The 17708-nt window shown below is 58.2% G+C and carries 22 protein-coding genes and 1 tRNA gene; 17 read left to right on the top strand and 6 right to left on the bottom strand.

Going from position 1 to position 17708, the window contains the following annotated elements:
* The first annotated feature begins 5 nt into the window (after nt 1-5).
* Nucleotides 6-311 carry a YkgJ family cysteine cluster protein gene (locus tag JFT44_RS14255; protein WP_057958304.1) on the top strand — a complete coding sequence of 102 codons (306 nt, stop codon included), beginning with the start codon at nt 6-8 and terminating at the stop codon, nt 309-311.
* A gap of 161 nt (nt 312-472) precedes the next feature.
* Here the strand turns inward: JFT44_RS14255 and JFT44_RS14260 are convergent, their stop codons facing one another.
* The 6 genes from JFT44_RS14260 to hemA all read right to left on the bottom strand — a co-directional run bounded on the left by JFT44_RS14260 (nt 473) and on the right by hemA (nt 5840).
* The gene (locus JFT44_RS14260; RefSeq protein ID WP_057958303.1) at nt 473-991 is read right to left on the bottom strand and encodes an acyloxyacyl hydrolase; all 519 of its coding nucleotides are present in this window, start codon (nt 989-991) and stop codon (nt 473-475) included.
* Nucleotides 992-1104: 113 nt separating this feature from the next.
* On the bottom strand, nt 1105-1899 hold the full coding sequence (gene murI / locus JFT44_RS14265; protein ID WP_057958302.1) for a glutamate racemase: 795 nt from the start codon (nt 1897-1899) through the stop codon (nt 1105-1107).
* A complete protein-coding gene (locus JFT44_RS14270; RefSeq protein WP_057958301.1) occupies nt 1892-2647 on the bottom strand; it encodes a molybdopterin-synthase adenylyltransferase MoeB in 756 nt (251 codons plus the stop codon). Before JFT44_RS14270 ends, murI begins: the two co-directional genes overlap by 8 nt.
* Nucleotides 2641-3471 carry a peptide chain release factor N(5)-glutamine methyltransferase gene (gene prmC / locus JFT44_RS14275; RefSeq protein WP_198830823.1) on the bottom strand — a complete coding sequence of 277 codons (831 nt, stop codon included), beginning with the start codon at nt 3469-3471 and terminating at the stop codon, nt 2641-2643. Before prmC ends, JFT44_RS14270 begins: the two co-directional genes overlap by 7 nt.
* Nucleotides 3472-4554, bottom strand: a complete 1083-nt coding sequence (gene prfA, locus JFT44_RS14280) for a peptide chain release factor 1 (RefSeq protein ID WP_057437746.1) — start codon at nt 4552-4554, stop codon at nt 3472-3474.
* Nucleotides 4551-5840, bottom strand: a complete 1290-nt coding sequence (gene hemA, locus JFT44_RS14285; RefSeq protein ID WP_057958299.1) for a glutamyl-tRNA reductase — start codon at nt 5838-5840, stop codon at nt 4551-4553. Before hemA ends, prfA begins: the two co-directional genes overlap by 4 nt.
* Nucleotides 5841-6022: 182 nt before the next feature.
* Here hemA and JFT44_RS14290 point away from each other — a divergent pair, with 182 nt between their 5' ends.
* From JFT44_RS14290 to JFT44_RS14365, 16 genes are all read left to right on the top strand, one after another.
* Nucleotides 6023-7747: a tetratricopeptide repeat protein gene (locus JFT44_RS14290; protein ID WP_128593274.1), complete on the top strand. Its 1725-nt coding sequence runs from the start codon at nt 6023-6025 to the stop codon at nt 7745-7747.
* A gap of 4 nt (nt 7748-7751) precedes the next feature.
* Complete coding sequence (gene lolB, locus JFT44_RS14295; protein WP_057437742.1) at nt 7752-8369, top strand: lipoprotein insertase outer membrane protein LolB; 618 nt, start codon at nt 7752-7754, stop codon at nt 8367-8369.
* Nucleotide 8370: 1 nt separating this feature from the next.
* Entirely contained in the window at nt 8371-9219 is an 849-nt protein-coding gene (gene ispE, locus JFT44_RS14300) for a 4-(cytidine 5'-diphospho)-2-C-methyl-D-erythritol kinase (RefSeq protein ID WP_115127432.1), read from the top strand.
* Between the two features lie 36 nt (nt 9220-9255).
* Nucleotides 9256-9330, top strand: a tRNA-Gln gene (locus JFT44_RS14305).
* Nucleotides 9331-9375: 45 nt separating this feature from the next.
* A complete protein-coding gene (locus JFT44_RS14310) occupies nt 9376-10317 on the top strand; it encodes a ribose-phosphate pyrophosphokinase (RefSeq protein WP_003171603.1) in 942 nt (313 codons plus the stop codon).
* Nucleotides 10318-10455: 138 nt separating this feature from the next.
* Nucleotides 10456-11055: a 50S ribosomal protein L25/general stress protein Ctc gene (locus JFT44_RS14315; RefSeq protein ID WP_057958296.1), complete on the top strand. Its 600-nt coding sequence runs from the start codon at nt 10456-10458 to the stop codon at nt 11053-11055.
* Between the two features lie 168 nt (nt 11056-11223).
* A complete protein-coding gene (gene pth / locus JFT44_RS14320) occupies nt 11224-11808 on the top strand; it encodes an aminoacyl-tRNA hydrolase (protein ID WP_032857782.1) in 585 nt (194 codons plus the stop codon).
* 22 nt (nt 11809-11830) lie between these two features.
* Complete coding sequence (gene ychF, locus JFT44_RS14325; protein ID WP_057437736.1) at nt 11831-12931, top strand: redox-regulated ATPase YchF; 1101 nt, start codon at nt 11831-11833, stop codon at nt 12929-12931.
* Nucleotides 12932-13327: 396 nt separating this feature from the next.
* A complete protein-coding gene (locus JFT44_RS14330; RefSeq protein WP_057958295.1) occupies nt 13328-14251 on the top strand; it encodes a sigma 54-interacting transcriptional regulator in 924 nt (307 codons plus the stop codon).
* Nucleotides 14252-14428: 177 nt separating this feature from the next.
* A complete protein-coding gene (locus JFT44_RS14335; protein ID WP_081044173.1) occupies nt 14429-14608 on the top strand; it encodes a hypothetical protein in 180 nt (59 codons plus the stop codon).
* Between the two features lie 63 nt (nt 14609-14671).
* Entirely contained in the window at nt 14672-15046 is a 375-nt protein-coding gene (locus JFT44_RS14340) for a hypothetical protein (RefSeq protein WP_057958294.1), read from the top strand.
* Between the two features lie 6 nt (nt 15047-15052).
* A complete protein-coding gene (gene sctJ, locus JFT44_RS14345; RefSeq protein ID WP_057958293.1) occupies nt 15053-15841 on the top strand; it encodes a type III secretion system inner membrane ring lipoprotein SctJ in 789 nt (262 codons plus the stop codon).
* The gene (locus tag JFT44_RS28670) at nt 15834-16415 is read left to right on the top strand and encodes a hypothetical protein (RefSeq protein ID WP_057958292.1); all 582 of its coding nucleotides are present in this window, start codon (nt 15834-15836) and stop codon (nt 16413-16415) included. Before sctJ ends, JFT44_RS28670 begins: the two co-directional genes overlap by 8 nt.
* Nucleotides 16399-16989 (top strand): type III secretion system stator protein SctL, encoded by a 591-nt coding sequence (gene sctL, locus JFT44_RS14355; protein WP_057438025.1) that lies wholly within the window; start codon nt 16399-16401, stop codon nt 16987-16989. The genes JFT44_RS28670 and sctL overlap by 17 nt, the downstream gene beginning before the upstream one ends.
* Before the next feature lie 105 nt (nt 16990-17094).
* Entirely contained in the window at nt 17095-17313 is a 219-nt protein-coding gene (locus tag JFT44_RS14360) for a hypothetical protein (RefSeq protein ID WP_057958291.1), read from the top strand.
* Nucleotide 17314: 1 nt separating this feature from the next.
* Nucleotides 17315-17707: a CesT family type III secretion system chaperone gene (locus tag JFT44_RS14365; RefSeq protein ID WP_057437726.1), complete on the top strand. Its 393-nt coding sequence runs from the start codon at nt 17315-17317 to the stop codon at nt 17705-17707.
* Nucleotide 17708 lies beyond the last annotated feature (1 nt).

Raw genomic sequence — 17708 nt, forward strand, 5'->3', positions numbered from 1 at the left:
CGCCTATGACCACCATTCCCCACATTCAAATCGCCGAACCCGCCGTGACGTGCTCCACGTGTGCAGCTTGCTGCTGCCAACTGGAAGTCATGTTGATCACTGACACTGGCGTGCCTGATCGCTTTATCGACACGGACGATTGGGGCGGCGAAGTCATGCTGCGCCTGGACGACGGCTGGTGCGCGGCGCTGGATCGCGACACGATGATGTGCACCATCTATGAGAAGCGACCGCTGATTTGCCGGGAGTTCGAGATGGGCGCGCCGGAGTGCCTTGAAGAGCGCCAGGGGATTGCGACGGTCTACCGCTGACCGTGAAAACTGCCGAGCTCAAATGGGGGAGCGGGCTTATGTGGGCTTGCCTGCGATAGCATCACTTCGGTTTGTCTGAAGCACCGAGCCATCTGCATCGCGGGCAAGCCCGACTCCCACACAAGCCCGGCTTCCACATGGGCTCTGCTGTGCCGGGAATATCAGAGCGGCAGGGTGTAGTTCAACGAATAGCTCTCGATACCATCGTTGTGACTACTGATGCCTGCGTTGGAATAGTGCGTGGCACGGATCCCCACCTGATGCCCGCCGGCAAAACGCAAGCCGAAGCCCAGGCGGTCTTCGAACTGGAAGGCCCCGCCGATGTTGTTGTCCTCGATCCGGGTGCGTGAGAACAGCGCCACGCCGATCCCCGCTTCGATATAGGGTTTCACCGACTCGCCGGCGAATTCGTACACAAACACCGGCGAAAACGACAGGCTGCTGACACTCGCCCGCTCATCACCGTCCCAGAAGGTATAAGCGCCGCTCCAGTAGCCGGTCAGGCGCCCCACATCGCTCTGCCACCAGCTCTTGTCCCAGTCCGATTGCAGGCCCAGACGATAAGTCATGGTCGAATCGCTGGTATGCCCTACCGCAAACTCCAGGCCGGCAGCCTGGGCCGAAACCGAGTGTCCCAACACAGCGGCTGCAATCGCAGCCAAATAGAACAAGCGCTTCATAAGAAACATCCTTTCCAAACGAAGTTGTATGGTTGTGTACCGCTAATCAAGAGCTATAGAAATCACGGACTACGCAGAAGTTCAGCTAAAAAACCCGCTATTTCACGAATTTTTCACAGGCCGAAGCTTCGCACAACGCCGCTGAACTTCCACAGTGTGGGTAGGATATTTCTTAGATGCTGCGGATCACCGCTGGTCCAGAACTGCGCAGCCCGAGGATTGCCCTCGGCCAGCAGTTGGCGCTCGCCCAGCAGACGCTGCAACTGACGCGCCACGGCCGCCCCGGTGTCGATCAGGATGACCGTCGGTGGCAGCATCGTCGCCAGCAATGGCTTGAGGAAAGGATAATGAGTGCAACCGAGGATGATGGTGTCGCACCCGGCCTCGACCAGCGGCGTGACGTACCCCTGCAACAACTGGCGCAGCGCCGGGCTGCCCAGGTCGCCGGCCTCGATCAACTCCACCAGCCCCGGACAGGGTTGGGTGACCACCCGCACATCGCTGGCAAAGCGGTCCAGTAACGCGGCGAACTTGGCGCTTTGCAGGGTGCCCGTGGTGGCGAGCACCCCGATCACCCCGCTGCGGGTCGCGGCGGCGGCTGGTTTGACTGCCGGCTCCATGCCCACCAGGGGCCAATCCGGATAATCAATACGCAAGTCCGCAACCGCGGCTACGGTTGCCGTGTTGCAGGCGATCACAAAGGCCTTGGCGCCCTGCTCGCGGAAAAACTCCGCGACCACCCGCGAACGTTCGCGAATGAACGCCGGGGTTTTCTCGCCGTAGGGGATATGCCCGCAATCCGCCACGTACAGCAGCGACTCATGGGGCAATAAACGATGAATTTCGTCCAGCACCGACAGGCCGCCAACGCCGGAGTCGAACACACCAATCGGTGCATCCTTAACCATGCTGGCTGCCGCAGACGCTGCAACCGGGATCGCGCTTGACCCGCAGTTCGCGAAAACGTGTGCCCAGGGCGTCGATCAACAGCAGGCGCCCAACCAGCGGTGTGCCAAAGCCAGCCAGCAGCTTCAGGGCTTCCAGGGCTTGCAGGCTGCCGACCAACCCCACCAGCGGGCCGACGACGCCGGCTTCGCTGCAGGTCAGCTCGGTATCGCTGCCGTGCCCATATAAGCAGTGGTAGCACGGGCTTTCCGGGCGCCGCGGATCAAACACCGAGAGCTGGCCTTCGAGGCGAATCGCCGCGCCGCTGACCAGGGGCTTGCCAGCTGCCACGCACGCCGCGTTCACCGCTTCGCGGGTGGCGAAGTTGTCACAGCAGTCGAGCACCAGGTCCACATTGGCCACGGCGGCGGCCAACGAATCAGCGTCCAGCGCCGTGCGGTGGGCAATCAGTCGGATCTCGGGGTTGATCGCGCTCAAGCGGCCGATGGCGGAATCGACCTTGCTCAGGCCGATGCTGTCGGTGTCGTGGATGATCTGGCGTTGCAGGTTGGTCAGGTCGACGGTGTCAAAGTCCGCCAGATGCAGCTCACCGACGCCAGCCGCTGCCAGGTACAAGGCCACCGGAGCGCCCAGGCCGCCAAGGCCGACAATCAGCACGCGGCTGTTTTTCAGGCGTAACTGGCCGTCGATATCGACCTGTTGCAACAGGATCTGCCGGCTGTAGCGCAACAGCTCCTGATCGGTCAGCACGGCCGGCGTCCCAGGCTGATGCGCTCATGGCCGCCGAGGTCGATACGGCTGTGGACCTCTTCGAAACCTTGCGCCAGCAGCAGGTCGCGCACGGCCGGAGCCTGGTCGTAACCATGCTCGAGCAACAACCAGCCACCGGCCTCCAGGTGCTGCGGCGCCTGGGCGATGATCAGGCGCAGGTCGTCCAGGCCGTCGTGGCCGGCCACCAATGCGCTGGCCGGCTCGAAACGCACATCGCCCGCCGCCAGGTGCGGATCGCTGTCGGCAATATAGGGCGGGTTGCTGATGATCAGGTGATAGGTGTGATCTTTGAGGGCGCTGAACCAGTGACTATTGAGCACCGTGACGTTATCCAGGTGCAGGCGCTGGCGATTGCGCTCGGCCAGGGCCACGGCTTCCAGCACGCGATCCACCGCCGTCACGCGCCAGGCCGGGCGCTCGCTGGCCAGGGCCAGGGCGATGGCGCCGCTGCCAGTGCCCAGGTCGAGGACATTGGCCGGGGTCGCGGGCAACAACTCCAGGGCCGCTTCCACCAGCAGTTCGGTGTCCGGGCGCGGGATCAGGGTGTGCGGCGCGACTTCCAGGTCAAGCCTCCAGAAACCTTGCTGGCCGAGGATATAGGCCACCGGCTCGCCGCTGCGGCGACGTTGCAGGTAGTCGGCAAAGCGCAGCGCGTCTTCGCTGCTGACGATTTTTTCCGGCCAGGTGTGTAGGTAACTGCGGGACTTGCCCAAGGCAGCGGCCAGCAACAACTCCACATCCAGGCGCGCGGTAGGCGAGTCCGGCAGGTCGGCGGCGCGCAGCAAGCTGGCAATAATGGTCATTTATTCACCTATCGCGGCCAGTTGGTCCGCCTGGTATTCGGCGAGCAACGGCTCGATCACTGCGTCCACGCCACCGGCAAGGATCTCGTCCAGGGAATACAGGGTCAGGTTGACCCGATGGTCGGTAACCCGGCCCTGGGCGTAGTTATAGGTGCGAATGCGTTCGGAACGGTCACCCGAGCCCACCAGCAACTTGCGCTCACTGGCAATGGCGTTGGCGGCGGCGCTGGTCTGCTGGTCGTTGAGCTTGGCCGACAACCAGGACATGGCCCGCGCACGGTTCTTGTGCTGGGAGCGTTCTTCCTGGCACTCCACCACAATGCCGGACGGCAAGTGGGTGATGCGGATCGCCGAGTCGGTCTTGTTGACGTGCTGGCCACCGGCGCCCGACGAGCGGTAAGTGTCGACCCGCAAGTCTGCCGGGTTGATTTCAATGGCTTCCTGCTCGTCCGGCTCGGGCAATACCGCCACGGTGCAGGCCGAGGTATGGATACGGCCCTGGGATTCGGTGGCGGGCACACGCTGTACGCGGTGCACGCCGGACTCGAATTTCAGCTTGCCGTAGACGTTCTCGCCTTCGACCCGGGCAATGATTTCCTTGTAGCCGCCGTGCTCCCCTTCGTTCTCCGAGAGGATTTCCACGCGCCAGCCGCGCCGCTCGGCATAGCGCGAATACATGCGGAACAGGTCGCCGGAGAAGATCGCCGCCTCGTCACCGCCAGTACCGGCGCGGATTTCCAGGAATACGTTGCGCCCGTCGTTGGGGTCTTTGGGCAGCAACATGCGTTGCAGGTCGCCCTCCAACTCGATGAGCTTATCTTTGGCTTCGCGGACTTCTTCCACGGCCATTTCACGCATGTCCGGGTCGCTGTCCTTGAGCAGTGCCTGGGCACCTTCGAGGTCGGCCTGCACTTTGAGCAGTTGCGAATAGGTGGTGACAATCGGCTCAACTTCGGCGTATTCCTTGGAATAGGCACGGAACTTGGTCTGATCGGAAATAACCTCGCCATCGCCGAGCAAGGCAGTCAGTTCTTCGAAACGGTCCTGGAGCACGTCCAGTTTATTGAGCAGTGACGCTTTCATTGCGGTTTTTTATCCGAAGAGCTGTCTGACGCGCCCTCTCCGAGGGCAAAGAGTTCCTGGGCCATGGCCAGCGCATCGAGGCGGCCTTCGGCTGTCAGTTTTTTAAGCTGTACGCTGGGAGCATGCAACAGCTTGTTGGTAAGGCCACGGGCCAATTGCATCAAAATGTCTTCAGCGTTGCCGCCATTGGCCAGCAGGCGCTGGGCCTTGATCAATTCTTCGTCACGCAAGCGCTCGCCCTGTTGGCGATAGGCCTTGAGCACATCCACGGCGGCCAGCTCGCGCAGGCGCACCATAAAGTCATCGGCGCCGATCGCGACCATTTCCTCGGCCGCCTGGGCAGCGCCCTGGCGGCTCTTGAGGTTTTCGGCGACCACTTCGTGCAGATCGTCGACGCTATAGAGGTAAACGTCGTCCAACTCGCCGACTTCCGGCTCGATATCCCGGGGAACGGCGATATCCACCATGAAAATCGGTTTGTGCTTGCGCAGTTTCAGGGCGCTTTCCACTGCGCCCTTGCCGAGGATCGGCAACTGGCTGGCGGTGGAACTGATGACGATATCGCTGCGCACCAGTTCGGCCGGAATATCGGCCAGCAACACGGCGTGGGCGCCGAACTCTTCGGCCAGGATGCTGGCGCGCTCCAGGGTCCGGTTGGCCACCACGATGCGCTTCACGCCCAGGTCATGCAGGTGCCTGGCGACCAGGGTGATGGTCTCGCCCGCGCCGATCAGCAGGGCCTGGCTGCGTTGCAGGTCGCTGAAAATCTGCTTGGCCAGGCTGACGGCGGCAAACGCCACGGAGACCGGGTTTTCACCGATGGCCGTATCAGTGCGCACCTGTTTGGCCGAGTTGAAAGTGGCCTGGAACAAACGCCCCAACAACGGCCCCACGGTCCCGGCTTCGCGGGCTACGGCGTAGGCCGATTTCATCTGGCCGAGGATCTGCGGTTCGCCCAACACCAGCGAATCGAGCCCGGACGCCACACGCATCATGTGACGAACTGCCGCATCATCTTCATGCACATAAGCGCTGGCGCGCAGGTCATCCAGGCTCAAATGGTGGTAATCAGCCAGCCAGCGCAGCACCCCATCCGACGAAAGATGTTCCTGCTCTATATAGAGCTCGCTGCGGTTGCAGGTGGAAAGGATCGCAGCTTCGCGGCTGTCGGTGAGCCGGCACAGCTGCTGCAAAGCCTCAACCAACTGCTCCGGGGTAAACGCCACGCGCTCGCGGACGTCTACAGAAGCAGTCTTGTGGTTGATACCCAGAGCAAGGAAGGCCATTCAATATCGCTGATGATGTCGAGAAGCCGACAATTGTCCTACTTCGACTGATTCAGAACAACCACCGTCGTCTATTGTCCTAATGCCCTATGCCTATAAAGGCGCCAATTGAGACTCGGTTATGTTTGGCCGAGGGCTTGTGTCATGATGATCCGACCGCAGGTTAGTCGTCCTCTTCCTATATGAATAGATCTTCCGCGTTGCTCCTTGCCCTTGCCTTCCTAGGCGGCTGCCAGTCCATGGCCCCCGTATCGCCGCAGAGTCCTGCGCCGGTGGAAGACAACACCCCCGCCCCTGAAAAGCCCAAGGTTTATTCCTCGTTCAGCGAAGAAACGGTGTTCAGCCTGCTGAGCGCGGAGCTGGCCGGCCAGCGCAATCGTTTCGACATTGCCCTGGATAACTACGTGACCCAGGCCATCAACACCCAGGACCCGGGGATTTCCGAGCGCGCGTTTCGCATCGCCGAATACCTGGGCGCCGACCAGGCCGCCCTGGACACCGCACTGATCTGGGCGAAAAACGCCCCGGACGACCTCGAAGCCCAACGCGCTGCGGCAATCCAGTTGGCGCGTGCCGGGCGCTACGACGACTCCATGGTCTATATGGAGAAAGTCTTGCAGGGCAAGGGCGATACCCATTTCGACTTCCTCGCCCTGTCTGCTGCCGACACCGACCAGGACACCCGCGATGGTCTGATGAAGAGTTTCGACCGCCTGCTGCAAAAGCACCCGAGCAATGGCCAACTGGTATTTGGCAAGGCGCTGCTGCTGCAACAGGATGACGAACCGCAAGCGGCCCTCAAGCTGCTGGAGCAAAACCCGCCGGAAGAAGGTGAGATCGCCCCGCTGCTGCTGCGCGCGCGCCTGCTGCAAAGCCTCAACCGCGGTAAGGAAGCCTTGCCGCTGCTGCAAAAAAGCATCAAGAAGTATCCGGACGACAAGCGTCTGCGCCTGACTTATGCGCGCATGCTGGTAGAACAGGACCGCATGGAAGGCGCCAAGGTGGAGTTCGCCAGCCTGGTCCAGCAATACCCGGACGATGACGAATTGCGTTATTCCCTGGCGCTGGTCTGCCTGGAAGCCAAGGCCTGGGAAGAGGCCAAGGGCTACCTGGAAGACCTGATCGCGCGGGAAAGCCATGTCGATTCGGCCCACCTGAACCTGGGGCGCATCGCCGAAGAACGGGATGACCCGCAAGGCGCGCTGATCGAGTACGCCCAGGTCGGCCCCGGCAATGACTATCTGCCGGCACAACTGCGCCAGGCCGATATCCTGATGAATAACGGCCGCACCGACGAAGCCGAAAAACGCCTGGCCGCCGCCCGCGATGCCGAGCCGGACTACGCCATCCAGCTGTATCTGATCCAGGCCGAAACCTTGTCGGCCAACAATCAGGGGGAGCGCGCCTGGAAAATCCTCGCCCAGGCCCTGCTGCAATACCCCGACGACCTGAACCTGCTGTACACCCGCGCCATGCTGGCCGAAAAACGCAACGACCTGGCGCAGATGGAAAAAGACCTGCGCCTGATCATCAAGCGCGACCCGGACAATGCCATGGCACTGAACGCCCTGGGTTACACCTTGTCAGACCGTACGACGCGCTATGCCGAGGCCAAGGCTCTGATCGAACAGGCGCACCAGCTCAACCCGGAAGACCCGGCAGTGCTCGACAGCCTGGGCTGGGTGAATTACCGCCTGGGCAACCTCGATGAAGCCGAACGCCTGCTGCGCCAGGCCCTGGAGCGATTCCCCGACCAGGAAGTCGCCGCGCACCTGGGCGAAGTGCTCTGGGCCCAGGGCAAACAACGCGAAGCCCGACAAATCTGGGGCAAGTTCCTCAAGGAACAACCCGACAGCCCTATCCTGCGCAGCACCATCAAGCGCCTGACCGGATCCGAGACTCTTTAATTCTATGTTTTTGCGCCACGCCATCGTTTTCAGTTTTATCGCCCTGCTCGCCGGTTGTGCGGGCTTCGGTGCCCGTGAGTCCGTCGAAGGCCAGGGCAACCCGGCACAGTGGCGGCAGCATAAGGATCAGCTCAGCAGCATTGATGGCTGGCAGATCGAGGGCAAGATCGGGGTTCGCGCACCGAAGGATTCGGGCAGCGGCACCTTGTTCTGGCTGCAACGCCAGGACTATTACGACATCCGCCTTTCTGGCCCCCTGGGTCGCGGTGCTGCGCGCCTGACCGGCCGACCGGGGCAAGTGAGCCTGGAAGTGGCCAACCAGGGCCGCTACGAAGCGCCATCGCCGGAAGCCTTGCTTGAAGAGCAGGTCGGCTGGAAGCTGCCGGTCTCCCATCTGGTCTGGTGGGTTCGCGGCCTGCCCGCGCCCGAGAGCAAGAGCCGTCTGAGCCTCAATGGCGACAGCCGCCTGGCCACCCTGGAGCAGGATGGCTGGCGGGTCGAATACCTCAGCTATGTGGAACAAAGCGGCTACTGGCTGCCCGAACGCATCAAGCTGCACGGCTCCAACCTTGACGTCACGCTGGTGATCAAGGACTGGCAACCACGCAAGCTGGGGCAGTGACATGAGCGAACGCCTGACCCTGCCCTCCCCGGCCAAGCTCAATCTGATGCTGCACATCCTCGGGCGTCGTGAAGACGGCTACCACGAGTTGCAGACGCTGTTTCAGTTTCTCGATTATGGCGATGAGATGACCTTCGCCGTGCGCGACGATGGCGTGATTCAGCTGCACACCGAATTTGCCGACGTGCCCCATGACAGCAATCTGATCGTGAAGGCCGCAAAAAAACTTCAGGAACAATCCGGTTGCCCGCTGGGCATTGATATCTGGATCGACAAAATCCTGCCCATGGGTGGCGGTATCGGTGGTGGCAGCTCGAATGCCGCGACCACCCTGCTCGGCCTCAATCACTTGTGGCAGCTTGGCTGGGATGAAGATCGCCTGGCCGCACTGGGCCTGACCCTGGGCGCCGACGTCCCGGTTTTTGTGCGTGGACACGCCGCATTTGCTGAGGGTGTAGGGGAAAAACTCACCCCTGTAGACCCCGAAGAGCCGTGGTATGTCGTGCTTGTTCCGCAAGTATCTGTAAGTACAGCAGAAATTTTTTCAGATCCGTTGTTGACACGTAACTCTTCTCCCATTAAAGTGCGCCCCGTTCCCAAGGGAAACAGTCGAAATGACTGCTTACCGGTGGTAGCAAGGCGTTATCCAGATGTACGTAACGCATTGAATTTGTTAGGTAAATTTACCGAAGCAAAACTCACCGGAACTGGAAGTTGTGTGTTTGGGGGCTTCCCAAGCAAAGCTGAAGCTGATAAAGTCTCGGCCCTTCTTACAGAGACCCTTACAGGGTTTGTAGCAAAGGGAAGCAACGTTTCGATGTTGCATCGCAAGCTGCAAAGTCTGCTCTAAAGGAACCGAGTACTGGGTACTCGTTGCAACAGATACAGGGGCGTCGCCAAGCGGTAAGGCAGCAGGTTTTGATCCTGCCATGCGTTGGTTCGAATCCAGCCGCCCCTGCCATTTTCTATACTCATCCAGGTTACCCTCAGCCTCTAGGTACTGCGCGTGTCCAAGATGATGGTCTTTACGGGGAACGCTAACCCCGATCTGGCTCGACGTGTCGTACGTCAGCTGCATATCCCTCTCGGTGACATCTCTGTCGGTAAGTTTTCCGACGGCGAAATTACAGCCGAGATCAATGAAAATGTCCGCGGTAAAGATGTTTTCATTATTCAGCCGACTTGCGCTCCGACCAACGATAACCTGATGGAACTCGTCGTGATGGCTGATGCCTTCCGCCGCTCCTCAGCGACTCGAATCACAGCTGTAATCCCTTACTTTGGTTATGCCCGTCAGGATCGCCGTCCGCGTTCCGCACGTGTGGCTATCAGCGCGAAAGTCGTCGCTGACATGCTGACCGTGGTAGGTATCGACCGTGTTCTCACGGTTGACCTGCACGCTGACCAAATCCAGGGGTTCTTCGATATTCCGGTAGATAACATCTACGGCTCCCCCGTTCTGGTGGATGACATCGAAGACCAGCGCTTTGAAAACCTGATGATCGTGTCCCCGGACATTGGTGGCGTCGTGCGTGCACGGGCTGTTGCCAAATCCCTGGGCGTGGACCTCGGGATCATCGACAAACGCCGCGAGAAAGCCAATCACTCTGAAGTGATGCATATCATCGGTGATGTCGAAGGGCGTACCTGTATTCTGGTCGATGACATGGTTGATACCGCCGGCACCTTGTGCCACGCGGCAAAAGCCTTGAAAGAGCACGGTGCGGCTAAAGTCTTCGCCTACTGCACACACCCTGTGCTGTCGGGCCGAGCGATCGAGAACATCGAGAACTCTGTGCTGGACGAACTGGTGGTGACTAACACCATCCCGTTGTCCGCTGCTGCTCAAGCCTGTGCACGTATCCGTCAACTGGATATCGCACCGGTTGTTGCTGAGGCGGTTCGCCGTATCAGCAATGAAGAATCGATCAGCGCGATGTTCCGCTAAGGGTCAAACCCTGGCGGCATCAACCTGACGAAAAGCGCCCCGCCCCAGCACAATGCTGGGGCGGGGCTTTTTTGCCCATATCGCCTTTAGCGCTGGTCGCAAACGCTGGGGCGAATGTGGTTATTTTGGAGATACAACATGAACGATTTTACTTTGAATGCTGAACTGCGTTCCGACCTGGGGAAAGGTGCGAGCCGCCGCCTGCGTCGTCTCGCAAGCCTGGTTCCAGCTGTAGTCTACGGTGGCGAAAAAGCCCCTGAGTCCATCAGCATGCTGGCTAAAGAAATTGCCAAACTGCTCGAAAACGATGCGGCCTACAGCCACATCATCGAGCTGAACGTTGGCGGCAAAAAGCAGAACGTCATCATCAAGGCCCTGCAACGTCACCCAGCTAAAGGTCACGTGCTGCACGCTGACTTCGTACGCGTCGTAGCAGGTCAGAAACTGACCGCTATCGTACCTGTGCACTTTGCTGGTGAAGAAGCTCCGGTCAAGAAAGGCGGCGAAGTCTCGCACCTTATCGCCGAGATCGAAGTGACCTGCCTGCCTAAAGACCTGCCTGAGTTCATCGAAGTCGACCTGTCGGCTCTGGAAATCGGTGACATCGTTCACCTGTCCGACCTCAAGGCCCCTAAAGGCGTTGAGTTCGTTGCTCTGGCTCACGGTGATGACAAGGCTGTTGCCAACGTCCACGCTCCACGTGTTGCTCCAGAAGCTGAAGAAGGCGCTGCAGAGTAATTCACTCTGTAATGCCGGAGCTTGAGGAAACATCGCGGACCGAAACGTAGCGAGAAAGCGGGCGATAACGCGAAGTTTATCTCTGGATAAGTGAGCTCCTGTCGTCCACTTTCGCCGCAATGAGGTTGCGGCGATGTTATCCACAACTCCAAAGGAAGGGCCCCTGTCGTGACTGCCATTAAACTGATCGTTGGCCTGGGAAATCCAGGCGCCGAATACGAACAGACCCGGCACAACGCGGGGGCCCTTTTTGTTGAGCGCATCGCCCACGCCCAAGGCATCAACCTGGTGGCCGATCGCAAATATTTTGGCCTGACCGGACGCTTCTCGCATCAGGGTCAGGATGTTCGTCTGCTGATTCCCACCACCTACATGAACCGCAGCGGCCAGGCTGTCGCGGCGCTTGCGGGCTTCTTCCGGATCAAACCCGAAGAAATCCTGGTGGCCCATGACGAACTGGACCTGCCACCCGGCGTTGCCAAGCTCAAGCAAGGCGGCGGCCACGGCGGTCATAATGGCCTGCGCGACATCATTGCGCAGTTGGGCAATCAGAATACGTTTTACCGCCTGCGGCTCGGCATTGGCCACCCAGGCGTTGCCAGTATGGTTTCAAATTTCGTCCTGGGTCGTGCGCCACGCGCCGAACAGGAAAAACTCGATGCCAGCATCGACTTTGCCCTCGGCGTGCTGCCGGATATCTTCGCCGGTGAATGGAACCGTGCGATGAAAAACCTGCACAGCCAGAAGGCCTGACTTTTTTGCGAGGGGAAACACCATGGGATTCAATTGCGGCATCGTCGGCTTACCTAACGTCGGCAAGTCCACCCTGTTCAACGCCCTGACCAAGTCCGGTATTGCGGCGGAGAACTTCCCCTTCTGCACCATCGAACCCAACACCGGTATCGTGCCAATGCCCGATCCGCGCCTGGAGGCCCTGGCGGCCATCGTCAATCCCAAGCGCATCCTGCCGACCACCATGGAGTTCGTCGACATCGCCGGCCTGGTGGCTGGCGCGTCGAAAGGTGAAGGCCTGGGCAACAAGTTCCTCGCCAACATCCGTGAGACCGATGCCATCGCCCACGTGGTCCGCTGCTTTGAAGACGAGAACGTGATTCACGTCTCCAACAGCGTCGACCCGAAACGCGACATCGAGATCATCGACCTGGAACTGATCTTCGCCGACCTCGACAGCTGCGAGAAGCAACTGCAAAAGGTCACGCGCAACGCCAAAGGCGGCGACAAGGACGCAGTGGTCCAGAAGGCCCTGCTGGAGCAGTTGATCGCACACTTCACCCTGGGCAAGCCGGCACGCAGCCTGATGAAGAACATGAGCGTCGACGAAAAGGCCGTGATCAAGGGCTTCCACCTGCTGACCACCAAGCCTGTGATGTACATCGCCAACGTGGCTGAAGACGGTTTCGAGAACAACCCGCTGCTCGACGTGGTCCTGGCCATTGCCGAAGAAGAAGGCGCAATGGTTGTACCGGTCTGCAACAAGATCGAAGCGGAAATCGCCGAACTTGAAGACGGCGAAGAGAAAGACATGTTCCTCGAGGCCCTGGGCCTGGAAGAGCCTGGCCTGAACCGCGTGATCCGTGCGGGCTACGAAATGCTGCACCTGCAGACCTACTTCACCGCCGGCGTCGAAGAAGTACGTGCCTGGACCGTCAAGGTCGGCGCCACCGCGCCACAGGCTGCCGGTGTGATCCACACCGACTTCGAAAAAGGCTTTATCCGCGCGGAAGTGATCGCCTACAACGACTTTATCCAGTTCAAGGGTGAAGCCGGGGCCAAGGAAGCCGGTAAATGGCGCCTGGAAGGCAAGGAATATGTCGTCAAGGATGGCGATGTGATGCACTTCCGCTTCAACGTGTAAGCTGGCTGTACGATCCAAGCGGTAGAACAAAAAGCCGATGCTCTGCATCGGCTTTTTTGTGGGCGATGATTTCTGTTACCCATCACAACGAAACAATCACTTACCTTATAAATCAAAAGATTCAAATACAAATATCCCACTCCGCAGACAAAAAATCTTCTCAACAGAAAACTCACAGCTACTTGTAGACTATTCCTGCCGAGAATAAGCATATCCACACAACCAGACACTTGACTTATATAAAACCCCAGGCCGCCAAGCCTCTCGCACAACAAAGCCGCCATTTCCCATTTTTAACCACGATGACAATCCAGAAATTTTACTATCTACTTACCAACATATAACAAACTTTAGTCCCACAATAGTGAAGCGACACATTATTGGAGCAACAGCAATATGTCGACCTCCTATCAGTACGAGTTCGAGACTGACACATCGCTAACCGAGTGCCCGGATATCGAAAGCACAATCCACAATACCGCCACGCAGAACATCGATATATTGCTGTTGGGCGAAACAGGCACTGGTAAAGATACACTGGCGCAACGTGTGCACCGTTTATCTCATCGAAAAGGTAACTTTGTTGCCATCAATTGCGCAGCGATACCGGAAAGCCTTGCAGAAAGCCAACTGTTCGGAGTCAACAGTGGCGCCTATACCGGGGCCATACAATCACGTGCAGGATTTATTGAAGCCGCCCATCTGGGCACTTTATACCTGGATGAAATCGATAGCATGCCACTCACTTTGCAAGCGAAGTTGCTGCGTGTGCTGGAGGCTCGGGGTGTCGAGCGGCTGGGCTCTACGCGGTTTATCCCGCTGGACATACGCATCATAGCTTCAGCCCAACATTCGCTGCACGACATGGTGGAACAAGGTGCGTTCAGACGAGACCTGTACTTTCGCCTGAATGTCGTCAACATCACCCTCCCCCCCTTACGTGAACGCCCCGAGCGGATTATTCCGTTATTTTTTAACATGATCCGGCAAGAGGCAGAGTACTTTAAGTGCCCAGTTCCACAACCGCCCAGCACCCTCATTCAACAATTGCTGTGTCACCCATGGCGCGGTAACGTCCGAGAGTTGCGCTCAACCGCCAAGCGTTTCGTGCTGGGACTGCCTCCAACTTCAGTGCCTTTAATGAGCACCGAAGACAATAATTTGAACTTAAAAGAACGCTTGCAGCAAATAGAGAAACTTCTGATTGAAGAATCCCTGCGCCGCCATGTTTATAACGTGGACAGTGTGGCGACCGAACTGAATATCGCCAAACGCACGCTCTACCATCGAATGAAGCAACTGGGAATATCGCTGGAGTGAATGAAGACTGCTCAACAAGGACATATTTCGATACAGCTGCTCCCACAGGCTTTGGAACGACATGCTATTTGCAACCACATAGATAATGGCTACAGGCTTTGACTGCCCAACGTCAAGGGGCATTTGAAACACTGTCAGCAACCACCTTTTACGTTAATGATCATGGAGTAAACAAATATGGGTGTCAGTGGCGTTGGTAATAGTAATAGTGGCGGCTCTTCAAATTTTGGTTTTGGCGACGGAGATAACGCAGACCTGAAAGCACAACGTAGAGCCATCCAGCGTGAATCCCTGAAGGAAGGTAACGAATCCTTCAAGCTGAGTGAACAGAAAAAAAATATTGAAGCAATGCGATAACCCACTGCGTCCCCTGCCTCCTGGCAGGGGACGCAGCCTCACTGTCTGGCTTCGGGATTTTATATGCGTACAGAAGCGCTACAGGCGTTTTCATCAACCGATGAAAAGCGCCTGAAAACCTCCACAATGGCTACATCTCCTGTGTTCCAAAGCGAGGATGTGAACTTTTTCATCTCAAGCCTGGAGCACTCAGGCCAAGCTGCAATAGCCGTAGCCCCAACGGTTACACCGAACGCCCTCACGGACATGTCCAACCAGTTGCTCAAATCGTCAAACTATATGGGCAGAGCCCTGAAAGCGATGGGGAACGGCACGAGAGAAAACTTCTCGCTCGGCTACTCCACCCAACTGTCCACTACGGTGCTGGGAACACAGATGCTGGTCAAGGGCCTCTCAAAGGGTGCCCAGCTCATCGAAAAAATCAGCAACCTGCAGTAGGTAAACATGATTCGTCTCCTGGTCACCGGGTTGGTTTTATCTCTGACATTAGTGCTCACGGGGTGTAATGACAGTGTCGAACTCCATCGCCAGCTTTCCGAGCAGGAAGCCAATGAGGTGATTGCGGAACTGGCAGACAAACACATACGCGCCCAGAAAATCCCCGCCAAAGATGGTGTGGTTGTACGAGTGAACAGCGCCGATATCAGTCGTGCAGTGCGTACACTTGATGCCGTCGGTTTGCCCAAGATGGCCCGCGCCACAATGGGCGATACCTTTCGCAAGGAAGGCGTCATCTCCACCCCACTGGAGGAACGTGCCCGCTACATCTACGCCTTGTCCCAGGAGTTGGAGGCGACCTTGTCAAATATCGATGGGGTGATTGTCGCCCGGGTCCACGTAGTGTTGCCAGAACGCGTTGCACCTGGAGAACCCGTGCAACCTGCATCCGCTTCGGTCTTTATCAAACACGATCCGCGACTGGAGCCTGACAGTATCCACGGACGCGTCCGGCGGATGGTCGCCAGTAGCATTCCCGGCATGGCCACGGCCGTCGATAACTCACAAAAACTGACCGTGGTATTCGTACCCGCAACGGCTTACCAGGAGCAGCAACGCCTGAGCTATTTCGGCCCGTTTCTGATACCGGGCGATGACCTTGTTTTTTGGCGCAGCACCCTCGCGTTGATAGCCGCCGTCATAGTACTTGTACCGGCTGGCGCCCTGTTCTGGCATAGGCGTGGTCAACGCCTGCGGCGTGAGACACTCACCACGGCCACCCCGGCCCATGAGTGAGCAGTTGGAGTGGGCCCGATGGTGGGCTTTCCCGTGGAAGTTTTCACACAGCGACTGGGGCAACTTCGACGAATATCATGCACAGAGCGCCCTGTACCACCCACGGCACGTTTTCGTGAATACCCGGCTGGGTATCGAACCCTGCCTGCCGCCCACGCCCCACTCCACAATCCTTCGCTTGGCGCTGGCCCCCCAGGAGCAACTCGAGAGCATGCTGGCGCTGCTGGACAACGTTTGTCGCCCCGCCACCGATAGCCAGTTGAGCCAAGACCAATACGAGTGGTGTCAGCGCCTGTCCAAGGCACTACGCCCAGACACGCTGTTGTCCGGTAAAGAAGACCCACTGCAATTGCTACGTGCCTGGGTAACCCCAGCCATCTGGCAACGCCTTCGATTGCGGTTTGAGCGCCGTCGGACCCACCCCCCTGAAGAGCACACACCCGCACTCAATGACGCTCGAAACCGCCTGGACACGCTGTGGCAGGCCATAGTCTGGCGAGCAACCACCATGCCAAGCGAGCAATCCTTCACTTATCAAACTGAGCAGAGAACGGATGATGTTGAACATACGTAAAATCGAGTTGCGCACCGGTGCTCCAGGATTACCGCAAACCCTGATTTCCCAGGAAATGCTGGCGGATTGCCGCAGGGCCAGTCAATTGTTGAGCCGTGCCAAGGTCCAAGCCAAGGAACTGCTGCGCCAGGCAACCGAACACCGGGAAAAAGCCCTTGAAAAGCTCACACTGGAGTTCTGGCGGCGGGCCAATGCGCAACTCAAGGAATGGGAAAAACAACAGCACGTTATGTGCGACAACCTGGAGCAATATGCCACCTCTATTGCCAACCAGACCATCCTCTGCCTGCTTGAAGAGGCACCTGTGGCACAGCGCCTTAGCGCCTTGGTCAAGCAATTACTGGCGACTCAAGTTCCATCAGGCAAGGCAACACTCCTCTGTCACCCACTTGAGTGTGCCGAGGTAGAACGCTGTCTTTCCAGGCAGCACGCCACGTTTTGGACACTACGTCCTGATGACCGGGTCCGTCCTCAATCCCTGGTATTGGAAACGGAGGAAGGGGACTTCTGTATCAACTGGGCCAGCCTGTGCGAAACAGTACTGGTCCGTGACGTGCAAACACCAGGTGCCTGACGGGTCAGGGAGCGTTGCCGAACAGATGTATCAATAAACACCGAAACAAATGGAACTGAAATTTGAGGGGAACCACATAGCTCAGACACATCAGGAGAAAAATATATGGATTTCCACCACGACGTGAAAAAGAACCTGCTCAGACAACTGCAGAGCAGCATAAACAAGGCAGCCGATATAAACGAAGATTTTGCCAACACAGATTTCGATGAGTATTTGTTCGCTGAGTTGATGAAACAGGAGCGTTACTCGTTGATCGCCTACAACGAGGCCGTTCGCGCCAGCCATACCATTCTCAAAATAGTTGCTGACGGCGTGCAGTAAGGTGGATGCGCTGATTGCCCGCTGGATGAACGACCAAACTGAACACATCAGCCTGATGGAGGGCAACGATGAGATTGTCTTACGGCGCTCTGGCCCAGTGCTGCTGTTAAGTGTGCAACTGACTCAGGAACGGCCCGACAAATCCACCCTGCAAAACTGGATGCGATTGGGACGCGCCAGCCTGAACCACTTCCAAGGAGCGCTGGCCCAATCACCGGAAAGTGGTGCGCTCTGGCTGCGTCAACAATTGATCAGTGGGTGCAGTCCAGAACAGTTGTGCAACACACTCGAAACGCTGCTCAACCAGCGCGACACCTGGCGCGCAATGATCAAGCGTCTCGCAAAGCCAAACCTGAAACACAAGCCCCTGTCACTACGCTCGCTGCCGTACTAAT

This window comes from Pseudomonas sp. MF5691 (genome assembly GCF_016405645.1).
In the GTDB taxonomy this organism is placed as follows: Bacteria; Pseudomonadota; Gammaproteobacteria; order Pseudomonadales; family Pseudomonadaceae; genus Aquipseudomonas; species Aquipseudomonas shahriarae.

Excerpts from the sequence above, each read along its gene's own strand:
- JFT44_RS14255 (WP_057958304.1), top strand. The coding sequence starts at position 6 with ATGACCACCATTCCCCACATTCAAATCGCCGAACCCGCCGTGACGTGC.
- JFT44_RS14260 (WP_057958303.1), bottom strand. The coding sequence starts at position 991 with ATGAAGCGCTTGTTCTATTTGGCTGCGATTGCAGCCGCTGTGTTGGGA.
- murI (WP_057958302.1), bottom strand. The coding sequence starts at position 1,899 with ATGGTTAAGGATGCACCGATTGGTGTGTTCGACTCCGGCGTTGGCGGC.
- prmC (WP_198830823.1), bottom strand. The coding sequence starts at position 3,471 with ATGACCATTATTGCCAGCTTGCTGCGCGCCGCCGACCTGCCGGACTCG.
- prfA (WP_057437746.1), bottom strand. The coding sequence starts at position 4,554 with ATGAAAGCGTCACTGCTCAATAAACTGGACGTGCTCCAGGACCGTTTC.
- hemA (WP_057958299.1), bottom strand. The coding sequence starts at position 5,840 with ATGGCCTTCCTTGCTCTGGGTATCAACCACAAGACTGCTTCTGTAGAC.
- JFT44_RS14290 (WP_128593274.1), top strand. The coding sequence starts at position 6,023 with ATGAATAGATCTTCCGCGTTGCTCCTTGCCCTTGCCTTCCTAGGCGGC.
- lolB (WP_057437742.1), top strand. The coding sequence starts at position 7,752 with ATGTTTTTGCGCCACGCCATCGTTTTCAGTTTTATCGCCCTGCTCGCC.
- ispE (WP_115127432.1), top strand. The coding sequence starts at position 8,371 with ATGAGCGAACGCCTGACCCTGCCCTCCCCGGCCAAGCTCAATCTGATG.
- JFT44_RS14315 (WP_057958296.1), top strand. The coding sequence starts at position 10,456 with ATGAACGATTTTACTTTGAATGCTGAACTGCGTTCCGACCTGGGGAAA.
- ychF (WP_057437736.1), top strand. The coding sequence starts at position 11,831 with ATGGGATTCAATTGCGGCATCGTCGGCTTACCTAACGTCGGCAAGTCC.
- JFT44_RS14330 (WP_057958295.1), top strand. The coding sequence starts at position 13,328 with ATGTCGACCTCCTATCAGTACGAGTTCGAGACTGACACATCGCTAACC.
- JFT44_RS14335 (WP_081044173.1), top strand. The coding sequence starts at position 14,429 with ATGGGTGTCAGTGGCGTTGGTAATAGTAATAGTGGCGGCTCTTCAAAT.
- JFT44_RS14340 (WP_057958294.1), top strand. The coding sequence starts at position 14,672 with ATGCGTACAGAAGCGCTACAGGCGTTTTCATCAACCGATGAAAAGCGC.
- sctJ (WP_057958293.1), top strand. The coding sequence starts at position 15,053 with ATGATTCGTCTCCTGGTCACCGGGTTGGTTTTATCTCTGACATTAGTG.
- JFT44_RS28670 (WP_057958292.1), top strand. The coding sequence starts at position 15,834 with ATGAGTGAGCAGTTGGAGTGGGCCCGATGGTGGGCTTTCCCGTGGAAG.
- sctL (WP_057438025.1), top strand. The coding sequence starts at position 16,399 with ATGTTGAACATACGTAAAATCGAGTTGCGCACCGGTGCTCCAGGATTA.
- JFT44_RS14360 (WP_057958291.1), top strand. The coding sequence starts at position 17,095 with ATGGATTTCCACCACGACGTGAAAAAGAACCTGCTCAGACAACTGCAG.